Source organism: Kitasatospora sp. NBC_01560, from assembly GCF_045208415.1.
In the GTDB taxonomy this organism is placed as follows: Bacteria; Actinomycetota; Actinomycetes; order Streptomycetales; family Streptomycetaceae; genus Kitasatospora.
The window spans coordinates 6,117,193-6,129,313 of record NZ_CP109364.1 but is presented as its reverse complement, the minus strand read 5'-3'; the positions used below and the strand labels follow the sequence as shown (position 1 = coordinate 6,129,313).

The following is a 12,121-nucleotide window of genomic DNA, read 5'->3' as shown; positions in this document are numbered from 1 at the left end:
CCGCTCGTCGCGGGTTCGGCCGGGTCAGCCGGATACTCGGGCGGCGAGCGCGTCGCCGACCTGGGACGTCGTGCGGGTGCCGGCCCGCTCGGTCAGGTCCGCGGCGACGGCGGCCTCGACGGCGGCCGCCTCGGCGGCGAAGCCGAGGTGGTCGAGCAGCATGGCGACCGACAGCACCGTGGCGGTCGGGTCGGCCTTGCCCTGGCCCGCGATGTCCGGCGCCGAGCCGTGCACGGGCTCGAACATCGAGGGGAAGTCGCCGCTCGGGTTGATGTTGCCGCTGGCCGCCAGGCCGATGCCACCGGTGACGGCGGCGGCCAGGTCGGTCAGGATGTCGCCGAACAGGTTGTCGGTGACGATCACGTCGAACCGCTCGGGCTGGGTGACGAAGAAGATCGTCGCCGCGTCGACGTGCAGGTAGTCGGTGGTGACCTCGGGGAACTCCCGGCCGACCTGCTCGAAGATCCGGGTCCACAGGTGGCCGGCGTGCACCAGCACGTTGTTCTTGTGGACGAGGGTGAGCTTCTTGCGCGGCCGCGCCTGGGCCCGGCGGTAGGCGTCGCGGACGACCCGCTCGATGCCGTAGGCGGTGTTCAGGCTGACCTCGGTGGCCACCTCGTGCTCGGTCCCGGTGCGCAGCGTGCCGCCGTTGCCGACGTACGGGCCCTCGGTGCCCTCGCGGACGACCACGAAGTCGATCTCCGGGTCACCGGCGAGCGGGGACTTCACGCCGGGGAAGAGCCGGCCCGGCCGCAGGTTGATGTGGTGGTCGAAGGCGAACCGCAGCTTCAGGAGCAGCCCTCGCTCCAGCACGCCCGACGGCACGCTCGGGTCGCCGATGGCGCCGAGCAGGATCGCGTCGTGGGACTTCAGCTCCGCCAGCACGCTGTCCGGCAGGGTCTCGCCGGTCCGGTGGTAGCGCCGGGCGCCGAGGTCGTACTCGGTGGTCTCCAGCTTCACGTCGGCGGGCAGCGCGGCGGCCAGGACCTTGAGGCCTTCGGCCACCACTTCCTGGCCGATGCCGTCGCCGGGGACTACTGCGAGACGAATGGTGCGAGACATGCTCGGACCCTACTCCCGCGTCCCAGGGGCTGACACCTGGCGTCCACTATCCGGACGAACGGTCAGGTGAGGTCGATGTCGAGCGGGAACGGCCGTTCGAGCTTCAGCTGCTTGTGGTGGATCCCGGTCAGGCCGTAGGACATGGTGGCCGGGTCGAGCTCGTAGGTGTGGACGACCGGACGCCCCTCGTCGTCGCTCTCGACGCGCCAGAAGTGGCGGATGCCGGCAGCGGCGTACTTGCGCGGCTTGACCTGGCGGTCGCGCTCCCGGGACTCCTCCGAGACGACCTCGACAGCGAGCAGGACGTCCTCCGCAGCGGAAAAGGTCTGCTGAGGGCCGGTGTCACCCTGTTCGTCCACCACCATGAGGTCCGGCTCGGGCCGGTTCCGCCGGTCGAGTTTGAGCGTCATCTCCCGGCAGACCTCCCAGCCCTCCGGGGCGGCCGTCTCCAGCGCCCGCTCCAGCCGGCGGAGGGTGCGCATGTGGAATCGCGTCTGCGGACTCACGAAGATCAGGCTCCCGTCGAGCAGCTCGGTGTGCGGCGGGAGATCCGGCAGCCGGTCGAGGTCCTCGGCGGTGTACCCCTCGGCCGGGGGACGGATCCAGGCCGGGTACGGCTCGATGGTCATGATTCCTCCCATGCGGGCATCCTGACGGCGTTCTCAGGCTACTCGGCGGGGTTCTTCCGCACGTCCCTCCCACGAGGGAGCGCGTACGCCGCTGTCCGCGCCGGGGGCGCGCCTATGCTCACGGGCATCCGGTCCGGCATTCCTCGCAGAACGGGGCAGAACACCATGGACGCGCGCTGGCGGGAGGCACGGGTCTGCGCGGTCGCCGCCGGACTGGCCATGGCCGGGTACGCCGTCGCGGCGGCGCTGCACGGGGCCTGGCCGCCCGGGGCGGCGGCCACCGCGGTACCGTTCCACGCCCAGCTCTGGGACCAGGCGCACGGCCGCTCCCCCGGCGACCTGCTGTTCAACTGGAACAGCGGCTACGGGGCACCCTTCCTGGCCGACTTCTTCGCCAACCTGATGGACCCGTTCTCCTGGCTCACCGTCCTGCTGCCGCGCAGCCAGGGGCAGCTCGCGGTCTTCCTGGTGGCCCTGGGCAGCATCGGCCTCGGCACCGGCCTGATGGCCCACGCGCTGGGCCGGCTGCACCCCGGCCCGCACTGGCTGCGGGCGCTCGCCGCCGTCGGCTACGGGCTCTGCGCCTGGGTGACGACCGTCGCCGGGCCGGCCCCGATGTGGCTCTGGGGCCTGGTCTCGCTGCCGCTGCTCGTCCTGTCCGGCGACTGGTGCCTGCACGAGCGGCGCTGGACCGCCGCCACGCTCTGCGTCGTCGTCGCGTGGGCGGGCAACCTCTACACCGCCGCGATGGCCACCATCACCGCCGGCCTGGTGCTCGGCGTGCGGCTGCTGGCCGTCCGGCGGGATTTCCGGGGCGTCGTCCGGGTGACCGGGCGGGCCGTCACCGCGGTCACCGCCGGGGTGCTGCTCGCCGCACCCGTGCTGTTCGTCGCCGTCCGGGCCGCGCAGGAGGCGCAGCCGGAGTCCCCGCTGCAGCCGCTCGGCCCGGCCGGGTTCGGCGGCCACGTCGCCCGGCTCCTGCCGGGCACGCACGGCGGCCCGCCCGTCCCCGACGTGTCGATCGGCCTGCTCGGGCTGCTGCTGGTGGCCGGGCTCCCGTTCAACCGCCGGGTGCGGCCCCGCGAGCGGATCGTCTGGTGCGGGCTGCTGGCCCTGGTGGTGCTCGGCTTCGTCTGGACGCCGACCCTGCTGGTCTGGCACGGCCTGGCGATCCCGGCCGGCGGCCCGTACCGGGTGGCGTTCGTGCTCAGCGGGCTGCTGGTGCTGGCCGGCTGGGTCTCGCTGGCGCACCGGCCGGACACCGTGACCCTGCTCGGCGGGGCCGCGGTGGTGCTGCTGGTCGCCGCCGTCGCCGCCGGGCAGCACTCCGTCCGGGCGTCCACCTGGGCCCTGCTGGTGGCCGGCGGCGCCGTCCTGCTCGCCGCGCTGTGGATCCTGGAGCACCGGCACACCGACCGCCGGGCGGGCGCCGCGGCCACCGCCGTCCTCGGCTGCGCGGTGCTCGGCGGCGCGGTCTGGTCCGCGCACGCGGCCCTGGACGCGGCGCCGTCCGGCACCGCCTCCGGGGCGCCCGTCCGGGCCGGGTACGCCGCCCTGCGGCAGGCCGCCGACTGGCCGCAGGCCCGGACCGACCCGGGCCCGCACGCCTTCACCCCGAACGACCCGCTGCTGCTCGACGGCCAGGGCGGCGGCTACGCCACCGGCTACCTGCCCACCGTCACCGCGCTGCTGCTGCACGACCTCGGCGCGGGCTGGGCGGCCGGCGGCCGGCAGACCGCGAGCGTCACCGACCCGGTCGGACAGGCGCTCTTCGCCGTCCGGACCCACCTCGACGACGGGCCGCCGCCGACCGGCTTCAGCGTCGCCCGGGCCGCCGCTCCCCCGCTGGTCACCGTCCTGCCGCCGGGGGCGCGGACCGACACCTCCTCGGTCTGGTCCCGGCAGGAGTCGCTGCTCGGCGGGCAGGTCTACGACGTGCCCGATCCCGTCCCGGCCGGCGGCCCGGCACCGACCGCGCACGGCAGCAGCGGCTGGTCCGTCCCGGCCACCCCGGCCGGCGCGGAGGGCACCGCGTTCACCGCGGCCTGCACGCCGGGCGGCACGGCGTTCTTCCACGGGGTCTGGTTCGACGGCACGGTGAGCGGCCTGGGGGCGGTCTACCGCAGCGACGGGGTGCAGCCCACCACGGCCGTGCCGATCCACCGGCTGGGTGTGGTGCCGGCCGACGGCGTGGTCCGGGTGGTCCTGCACGCCGACACCGTCACCCAGGTGCCGGCCCGGCCGGTCGGCTGCCTGCGGCCCGGTGCGCTGGAGGCAGCCGTCGCCCGGCTCACCGCCACCGGCGCCGCCCGGGTCACCGTGGACGGGCACGTGCTCACCGCCCGGCTGCGCACCGGCGGCACCGGCACCGCGCTGGTCTCCGTCCCGGCCACCGCCGGCTGGACGTGTGCGACCGGCGGCGGGCCGGCCGCGGCGCCGCGGTCCGTGCTGGGCATGATCGGCGTCCCGCTCGGCGGCTTGGGCACCGACCGGATCACCTGTTCCTTCCGGCCGCCCGGGCTCACCGAGGGCCTCACGCTGGCCCTCGCCTCGGCCGCCGTCACCGCCCTCACCACCGTGTTCGGGCGCCTCCGCCACCGGCCGGCCCGCCCGCCGCGCCGACTGCGCCGGGCCGTCGGCGGGGCCCCGGGCGGGGCTCCGGGCAGGAACGGGGCCTGACGGCAGGGAGCCGCCGCCCCGGACGGGGCGACGGCTCCGAGGGGCGGCGGCTCCGAGGGGCGGCGGCTCCGGTGGCCGCGGGCGGCGTCAGGGCAGCGGGAGGACCTGCCCCCGGCGCCCGTCACGGTTGAAGTGGTGCAGGAGCAGCAGCCGGGACGTGTCGCCGTCGCCGCGGCGGACGTCGAGCACGGTGCCCGGGGGCAGGGCCGCCGCCATCGCGGCGGGGCCGCCCGGACCGGTGCGGACGTCCACCGAGGGGTGCAGGACGTCGACCGTGAGGGTGGGCCGGGTGCCGCGCAGGCCGATGGCGGAGAAGGCCTCGGCCGGGTCGGGCCGGCCGGTGGTGGCGGGGCCCGTCCAGAACCCGTACCGGACGGTGCTGCGGCCCTCCCGGACGCCCGGGAGGGCGCCGATCCGGACCGGGAGCACCAGCACGTCGCTGTCCAGCAGCGCGGTGTCGGTGTCGCCCCAGCGGGCGTTGAGCGGCTGGACGTCCAGCTCGGCGCCGGTCCGGGCGTCGACGGTGCGGGCCACCAGGACGTCGCTGCCGCGCTGGCGGTCGGCCTTCACCACGACGTCGGTGGTGCCGTCCTCGTCGGTGTCCAGCGAGGCCCGGACGGCGAAGACGCCGACGGGCGTGGCCGCCGGTGCCCAGACCTGCGCGCCGAGGTAGAGCATGCCCGCTCCGTCGGCGACGGCGGGCGCGTCCGAGGCGGCGCCCACCGCGCGCAGGTTGGCGGCCCGGTCACCGGGGCGTTCGACGCAGACGTCCTGCGCGGACTGCGGTTCGGTGCTGTCCTCCGGGACGATGCCCGCGCCGGGGCCGACGGCGGCGCCGCTGTCGGGCGGGCAGTCGGGCCAGCGGGCGCCCTCGCCGCCGAGGGCGAACGCGCTGAGCAGTCCGGGCTGTCCGGCGGGCGCCGGGCTGCCGCCGAGGGTGACGAGCGCGCCGGAGCGGCCGAGCCGGATCGGGGCCGCGGCGGTGAGGTCGGAGGCGGGCCGGGGGGCGGCGAGCACCGGGACGCGCAGCACGGGCAGGCCCTGGTCCGGCTCGGGGGTGAGCAGCAGCCGGCCGGAGAGTTCGCCCCGGAAGGTGCGGGCCCGGCCGCCCTGGAGGGTGGCGATGGTCGGGTCGGGGGTACGGCCGAGCTGCCCGGGGACGGCCAGCGTGACCCGGACGCGGGCGGTGCCGCCGGCCGGTACCTCGACCCGGGCGGGGCTGATGTCGAAGCGGGCGCCGGGCAGTTCGGTGGCGGCGGCGTAGCCGGTGCGGTAGGCGACGGCGGCGTCGGAGAGGTTGCGGACCTCGACCTCGCGGGTGGCGGTGAACGACCCGCCGACCGCGACCGGCCCGAACGAGACGCCGACGCTGCCCTCGGGGGCGCCCTCGCCCGCCGCGTAGGCGACGGCGGGGGTGCGGACGGCGGCGTCGACCCGGGCCCGGCCGGCGCCGGTGCGCTCGGGGCCGTAGACGGGACCGGTGCCGCCGTCCCCGAGCCAGGTGTCCCCGGCGGTGTTCATCAGCGCGGCCTTGACCTGCTCGACCGTCCACTCGGGGTGGGCGGCCCGGACGAGGGCGGCCAGGCCGGTCACGTGCGGGGTGGCCATCGAGGTGCCGTCCTCGCGCTGGCCGCCGCCGCCGCTGCCGGCCTTGGCGGACCAGATGGTCTCGCCGGGGGCGGCCAGGTCGGGCTTGACCACGCCGGGCACCCCGATGCCGCGCGAGGTGAAGTCGGTGAGGGTGTCGGTGCGCTGCGGCTGGTCCTGGGGGACGACGCCGTGCAGCGGGTTGCCGGGTGCGGCGAGCCGGACGTCGACCGGACCGGCCGCGGCGCCGTCGTGCAGGCGCTCGCCGTCGGCCCGGGCGAGCAGGGCCAGCGGGATGCGGTCGTTGCCGGCGATCTCGGCGAGGTGGTCGTCGTCGGCGGCGAGCAGGGCGCCGATCGCTCCGGCGTCGGCGGCGTGGTCGGCGCGCGGGCCGGAGCCGCAGGCACGCTCGGACTCGCGGGTCCGCCAGGCCAGCACGGCGATCTTCCCGGCGAGCCGCTGCCGGTCGGCCTCGCCGAAGGCGGTGCAGCCGTCGGCCTGGTCGGCGGGCAGTACCAGCCGGCCGGTCACGTCGGCGGTGGACCAGCCCCGGTACCGGCCGCTCCAGTGCGCCGGGACGGTGCCGGCGAGCGGCTCGGGGCCGAGCACGGTGATGCCGTCGGCGTCGCTGTGCGGGTCCACGGAGGCGGCGACGGCGAGCGCCCGGGCGGCGGTGCCGGGGCTGCCGGAGATTCCGTAGACGTCGCCCTCGTTGCCGGCGGCCGCGACGACGACGGTGCCGAGGGCGGAGAGCCGGTCGACGGCGACGGAGTCGGCGTCGTCGGTGGAGCCGAAGCGGCTGCCGAGGGAGAGGTTGACGACGTCGAGCCGGTCGCCGAGGTCACCGTCGCCGTTCGGGTCGGCGGCGACGTCGAGGGCCTGGGCGAGCTGGTCGGTGGAGCCGTCGCAGCCGAACACCCGGATCGCGTAGAGCTGGGCGCCGGGTGCGGCGCCGGGGCCGACCCGGAAGTCGGCCGGGTCCAGGCCGGGCCGGTAGGGGCCGGTGTACGGGTGCCCGTCGGCGGTGACGCCGAGCCCGGCGGCGGTGCCGGCGACGTGGGTGCCGTGGCCGTTGAGCGCGCAGTCGATGGGGTTGTCGTCGGGGTGCGGCTCGGGCTGGTAGTGCGGGGAGGCCGGGTCCGGGTCGTAGTCGTCGCCGACCAGGTCGCGGCCGCCGGCCACCTTGGCGTTGGGGAAGAGGCCGGCCGGTGCGCGCGCGGCGCCGTCGACCGCCTTGAACGCCTCCTCGGTGCCGGGGCCGCCGAAGTCCGCGTGGGTGTAGTCGATGCCGCTGTCGATGATGCCGATCCGGACGCCCTGCCCGGTCGTCCCGCCGGCGTCCGCCGAGGGGCCGGCCCAGACCTCGGGAGCGCCGGTCAGCGGTACCGAGTACGCGTTGTCCCGCTGCTTGCGCAGCACCGGGTGGACGGCCCGGACGCCCGGCAGGGCCCGCAGGGCGGGCAGCCGGTCGGCGGGCGTGGTGACGGCGAGGCCGGTGAGCAGGGTCCGGGTGCGGTAGAGCTCGCGGGCGGTGGGGGCGGCCCCGCGGACGGCCCCGGCCAGCCGGTCGAGCGCGGCGGAGGCCCGGGAGAGCTGTCCGGAGCCGGCCTGCGCGGCCTCCCGCCGGACGGCGTCCGGGGAGCGCCGGGCCCGCCGGGCGTCGGTGGCGGCCCGCTGCCAGGCCGGCCCGGCGGCCTCGGTGGCGAGCTCCAGCAGGACGGTGACCGGCCGGCCCGGCGGGGCCGTCGGTGGACTGCCCGGCGGCGCCGCTCCGAGCAGCGCCGGCCCGGTGAGCAGGGCGAGGGTGATGCCGATCCGGGTGACCGGTCGACGAACGGGTGGCTGGCGCACTGGGACCTCTCCCCCGGCAAGGGGGACTGATCCGCACGCCGTGCCGCTGACGCCCGCCCGCGCGGACGTCGATCACCCCTCCGGGGCCCCACATATAGGAGGCCCACGCCGGGGAGCGCGAGCAACATCCCTCCAACGGGCGCCACGTGCACTCTCCCGGGTGACGAGGCGTCAGCCCGGCCGGCCCATTCGGCGGATGAACGCCACCCGGGGCCGCGCGCCGGCCGCGGCCCGCCCGCGAGTCGGCCCCGGCTCAGCGGTGGCCGGTCACGCCGCCGTTGTCGCGGCGGTCCAGGGCGCGCTGCAGCGCTGCGGCGGCGAAGGGGTTCCGCTCGGCCGCACGGCGGCGGCGCGGGGCCCGGGCGGGGGTGGCGGAGGGGGCGGGAGTGGCGTGGCGGTCTGCGGTGGGGGGCATACCGGCTCCTTGAGTCGAATGCGTCGCGAGGGCGCGGCGCAGAGGGTTGGGGAGGTGCCGCGGAGCACGCCGCACAGGGGCGGCGACGGGCGGCGGGAGGTACGCCGGGCGGGGGTCACCCACCCGCAGCGCGTACGGGCGCACACACGGGCCGGGCTCCCTGGCTGCAGGGGCGGCACACCGTATGGCTCTTCCACGGTACGACCAGGGCCGTGCCCTGTCTGCACGAATACTTGGATTTCCTAGTATCTGAGACGAGGGCCACCCGGAGACACGTCACAGCCACGCAACAGGGCCCGGACCACCGGTGAACGGCGGTCCGGGCCCTGTCGGGGGCTACCGGGTTGCTCAGGCGCCCAGGTCGACCGAGCGGGCGAAGCGGGCGCCGATCTCGGCGGCGATGGCCGACAGCACGTCCTGCGGGATCTGGCTGTCCACGGTGATGGAGGCCAGCGCGCCGCTGCCGTCGCGGGCCACCTGCATGCCGGCGATGTTGATGCCGGCGTCGCCGAGGTGGCGGCCGAGAACGCCGACCACGCCCGGGCGGTCCTCGTACTTGAAGAACGCCATGTGGTCGGTGAGCGCGACGTCCACGTCGAAGGCGTCCACCCCGACGATCTTCTGGGTCTGCTTCGGGCCGGCCAGGGTGCCGGAGATGGCGATCTCGCCGCCGTCGGCGAGAGTGCCGCGGACGGTGATCACGTTGCGGTGCTCGGCGCTCTCGCTGGAGGTGGTCAGCCGTACCTCGACGCCGCGCTCCTGGGCGAACAGCGGGGCGTTGACGTAGGACACCGTCTCCGCCACCACGTCCTCGAACACGCCCTTGAGGGCGGAGAGTTCGAGCACCTTGACGTCGTGCTGGGTGATCTCGCCGCGCACCTCGACGTCGAGCCGGACGGCCACCTCGCCGGCCAGCGCGGTGAAGATCCGGCCGAGCTTCTCCGCCAGCGGCAGGCCCGGGCGGACGTCCTCGGCGATCACGCCGCCCTGGACGTTGACCGCGTCCGGGACGAGCTCGCCGGCCAGCGCCAGGCGCACCGACTTGGCGACGGCGATGCCGGCCTTCTCCTGGGCCTCGTCGGTGGAGGCGCCCAGGTGCGGGGTGGCGACCACGTTGTCGAAGGCGAACAGCGGGGAGTCGGTGCACGGCTCCTTGGCGTAGACGTCCAGGCCGGCGCCGGCCACCCGGCCGTCGCGCAGGGCGCTGGCGAGCGCGGCCTCGTCCACGATGCCGCCGCGGGCGGCGTTGACGATGCGCACGGTCGGCTTGACCTTGTGCAGCGCCTCGTCGCCGATCAGGCCGATGGTCTCCGGGGTCTTCGGGAGGTGGACGGTGATGAAGTCCGAGGCCTCCAGCAGCTCCTCCAGCGTGACCAGCTTGACGCCCATCTGCGCGGCGCGGGCGGCCTGGATGTAGGGGTCGTACGCGACGATCTTCATGCCGAACGCGGACATCCGCTGGGCGACGAGCACGCCGATCCGGCCGAGGCCGACGACACCGAGGGTCTTCTCGCTCAGCTCGACGCCGGTGTACTTGTTGCGCTTCCACTCGCCCTGCTTGAGCGCGGCGTTGGCCGGCGCGATGTTGCGGGCGACGGAGATCAGCAGGCCGCAGGCGAGTTCGGCGGCGGTGACGATGTTGGAGGTCGGCGCGTTGACGACCATCACGCCGGCCTTGGTGGCGGCGGCGACGTCCACGTTGTCCAGGCCGACGCCGGCCCGGGCGACCACCTTGAGCTTGCGGGCGGCGGCCAGCGCCTCCGCGTCCACCTTGGTGGCGGAGCGGATCAGGATGGCGTCCACGTCCGCGATCGCGGTCAGCAGTTCGGTGCGGTCCGCACCGTTGCAGTGCCGGATCTCGAAGTCGGGCCCGAGGGCGTCGACGGTGGCGGGCGACAGCTCTTCGGCGATCAGTACAACGGCGGTTTTGGATGTCACAGTGCTCACGACAGTGTGTCCTTAACTCTGCGGTTCTCCCCGGCACGAAGGTGGCGTGGACGGCGGGGGGACGGTGGCATGCCGCGTAGGTAGACGCACGACGCTGTGGGCCTGACGCGCACTCGGAAGTGTATCGACGGGCTGGGTGGCGGGCTGCTCCCGTCCGGCGAAATCACCCGGACGGGAGCAGCCTAGTTGTACAAGGACCCTATGAAATAAGGGGAGCCGGAATCGGGCGGTGACCCGGGGAGGCTCAGGCCTCTTCCTTGACCCAGCTCATCAGCTTGCGCAGCTTCTTGCCGGTGGTCTCCAGCAGGTGGTCCTCGTCGGCCTTCTTGTACTCGTTGTACTTCGGCAGACCGGCCTTGTACTCGGCGATCCAGGTGTTGGCGAAGGTGCCGTCCTGGATCTCCTCCAGGACCTTCTTCATCTCGGCCTTGGTGGCGTCGGTGATGATGCGGGGGCCGGTGACGTAGTCGCCCCACTCGGCGGTCTCGGAGACCGACCAGCGCATCTTCTCCAGGCCGCCCTCGTACATCAGGTCGACGATGAGCTTCAGCTCGTGCAGGCACTCGAAGTAGGCGATCTCCGGCTGGTAGCCGGCCTCGACCAGGGTCTCGAACCCGGCCTTCACCAGGGCGGCGGTGCCACCGCAGAGGACGGCCTGCTCACCGAACAGGTCGGTCTCCGTCTCCTCCTTGAAGGTGGTCTTGATGACGCCGGCCTTGGTGGCGCCCAGGCCCTTGGCGTAGGACAGCGCCAGGTCGAAGGCCTTGCCGGAGGCGTCCTGCTCGACCGCGACGATCGCGGGGACGCCGCGGCCCTCCTCGTACTGGCGGCGGACCAGGTGGCCCGGGCCCTTCGGGGCGACCATGCAGACGTCGACGTCGGCCGGGGGCTTGATGAAGCCGAAGCGGATGTTCAGGCCGTGGCCGAAGAACAGGGCGTCGCCGGCCTTCAGGTGCGGGGCGATGTCCGCCTCGTACACGTCGGACTGGATCGGGTCCGGGACGAGGATCATGATGACGTCGGCCTCGGCCGCCGCCTCGGCCGGGGTGACGACGCGCAGGCCGGCCTCCTCGGCCTTCTGGCGCGACTTCGACTCCGGCTTCAGGCCGACCCGGACGTCCGCACCCGAGTCGCGCAGGGACAGCGCGTGGGCGTGGCCCTGGCTGCCGTAGCCGATGACCGCGACCTTGCGGCCCTGGATGATGGACAGGTCGGCGTCGTCTTCGTAGAACAGCTCGGCCACGGGGGCACATCTCCTTGCGTGATGGTCTTGCCGGGTACTGCTTTTCCTACGGTACGTGCACCCGGCGGGGTGTGGGGCGGTGCTTCAGGGGGTGAGACGGGCCGCGTTCCCGGTGGTCACACGGCCTGCGGGCGTCACGCGCTGCGGTCGAGGGCGCGCAGCGAGCGGTCGGTGATCGACCGGGCGCCGCGCCCGATCGCGACCAGGCCGGACTGGACCAGTTCCTTGATGCCGTACGGCTCCAGCATCCGGAGCATGGCCTCCAGCTTGTCCGAGCTGCCGGTGGCCTCGATGGTCACCGCGTCCGGGGACACGTCGACCGTCTTGGCGCGGAACAGCTGGACGATCTCGACGATCTGCGACCGGGTCTCGTTGTCGGCGCGGACCTTCACCAGGACCAGTTCCCGCTGGATCGCAGCGGACTGGTCGAGCTCGACGATCTTTATCACGTTGACGAGCTTGTTGAGCTGCTTCGTGACCTGTTCCAGCGGGAGGTCCTCGACGTTGACCACGATGGTCATCCGGGAGACGTCCGGGTGCTCCGTCGGGCCGACGGCGAGGGAGTCGATGTTGAAGCCCCGACGGGAGAACAGCGAGGCGATGCGGGCGAGCACGCCGGGCTTGTTCTCGACCAGGACGGAGAGGGTGTGCTTGGACATGGTTCTCTGTTCCCTGAGTCGCTAGGGGTGTCCGGCGGAGCCGGTCGTC

The 12,121-nt window shown here is 74.7% G+C and carries 8 protein-coding genes; 1 reads left to right on the top strand and 7 read right to left on the bottom strand.

Annotation, left to right across the window (positions count from 1 at the left end; genetic code table 11):
• Positions 1-24: 24 nt before the first annotated feature.
• Together OH807_RS26720 and OH807_RS26715 are read right to left on the bottom strand one after the other, a co-directional pair.
• Positions 25-1,062, bottom strand: a complete 1,038-nt coding sequence (locus OH807_RS26720; protein WP_406203361.1) for a 3-isopropylmalate dehydrogenase — start codon at positions 1,060-1,062, stop codon at positions 25-27.
• 62 nt (positions 1,063-1,124) lie between these two features.
• Complete coding sequence (locus OH807_RS26715; RefSeq protein ID WP_406203358.1) at positions 1,125-1,703, bottom strand: Uma2 family endonuclease; 579 nt, start codon at positions 1,701-1,703, stop codon at positions 1,125-1,127.
• A 153-nt stretch (positions 1,704-1,856) separates the two neighbouring features.
• Here OH807_RS26715 and OH807_RS26710 point away from each other — a divergent pair, with 153 nt between their 5' ends.
• A complete protein-coding gene (locus OH807_RS26710) occupies positions 1,857-4,370 on the top strand; it encodes a YfhO family protein (protein WP_406203355.1) in 2,514 nt (837 codons plus the stop codon).
• An 87-nt stretch (positions 4,371-4,457) separates the two neighbouring features.
• On the opposite strand, the gene OH807_RS26705 is transcribed toward OH807_RS26710, so the two are convergent.
• From OH807_RS26705 to ilvN, 5 genes are all read right to left on the bottom strand, one after another.
• Entirely contained in the window at positions 4,458-7,808 is a 3,351-nt protein-coding gene (locus OH807_RS26705; protein WP_406203352.1) for a S8 family serine peptidase, read from the bottom strand.
• 253 nt (positions 7,809-8,061) lie between these two features.
• A complete protein-coding gene (locus tag OH807_RS26700; protein ID WP_406203350.1) occupies positions 8,062-8,223 on the bottom strand; it encodes a hypothetical protein in 162 nt (53 codons plus the stop codon).
• A 348-nt stretch (positions 8,224-8,571) separates the two neighbouring features.
• Entirely contained in the window at positions 8,572-10,161 is a 1,590-nt protein-coding gene (serA, locus tag OH807_RS26695; RefSeq protein WP_406211203.1) for a phosphoglycerate dehydrogenase, read from the bottom strand.
• Between the two features lie 253 nt (positions 10,162-10,414).
• The gene (ilvC, locus tag OH807_RS26690; RefSeq protein WP_406203347.1) at positions 10,415-11,413 is read right to left on the bottom strand and encodes a ketol-acid reductoisomerase; all 999 of its coding nucleotides are present in this window, start codon (positions 11,411-11,413) and stop codon (positions 10,415-10,417) included.
• 134 nt (positions 11,414-11,547) lie between these two features.
• The gene (ilvN, locus tag OH807_RS26685) at positions 11,548-12,072 is read right to left on the bottom strand and encodes an acetolactate synthase small subunit (protein ID WP_329927879.1); all 525 of its coding nucleotides are present in this window, start codon (positions 12,070-12,072) and stop codon (positions 11,548-11,550) included.
• Positions 12,073-12,121 lie beyond the last annotated feature (49 nt).

Bases quoted from the DNA above. Each gene is read 5' to 3' on its own strand.
- OH807_RS26720 (WP_406203361.1), bottom strand. From the start codon at position 1,062: ATGTCTCGCACCATTCGTCTCGCAGTAGTCCCCGGCGACGGCATCGGC.
- OH807_RS26715 (WP_406203358.1), bottom strand. From the start codon at position 1,703: ATGGGAGGAATCATGACCATCGAGCCGTACCCGGCCTGGATCCGTCCC.
- OH807_RS26710 (WP_406203355.1), top strand. From the start codon at position 1,857: ATGGACGCGCGCTGGCGGGAGGCACGGGTCTGCGCGGTCGCCGCCGGA.
- OH807_RS26700 (WP_406203350.1), bottom strand. From the start codon at position 8,223: ATGCCCCCCACCGCAGACCGCCACGCCACTCCCGCCCCCTCCGCCACC.
- ilvN (WP_329927879.1), bottom strand. From the start codon at position 12,072: ATGTCCAAGCACACCCTCTCCGTCCTGGTCGAGAACAAGCCCGGCGTG.